The 264-nt window shown below is 37.5% G+C and carries 1 rRNA gene; it reads left to right on the top strand.

Annotation, left to right across the window (positions count from 1 at the left end):
* Positions 1-179 precede the first annotated feature (179 nt).
* Positions 180-264, top strand: a 16S ribosomal RNA gene (locus H4J63_RS19965); the annotation flags it as partial.

The following is a 264-nucleotide window of genomic DNA, read 5'->3' as shown; positions in this document are numbered from 1 at the left end:
ATTGAGTTCTAACAGCCAACCTACTTAGGTAGCGAGGCAAACAAATTAGAGTCTCAATTGAAAACTGAGTGACCAACAGAATAGTTATTTCGGTAATTATTCGGCACAGTCAATTCAATATCGAAAGATATTAAAATAAATTCAGAATTCATTGAGCTGTCGAAAGACATAAAACTTTTTAATTGAAGAGTTTGATCATGGCTCAGATTGAACGCTGGCGGCAGGCCTAACACATGCAAGTCGAGCGGTAACAGAAAGTAGCTT

Source organism: Pseudoalteromonas sp. 5Ae-yellow (assembly GCF_014077565.1).
GTDB lineage: Bacteria > Pseudomonadota > Gammaproteobacteria > Enterobacterales > Alteromonadaceae > Pseudoalteromonas.
The sequence above is the reverse complement of the archived record's forward strand: the minus strand, read 5'-3'. Positions and strand labels throughout refer to the sequence as shown.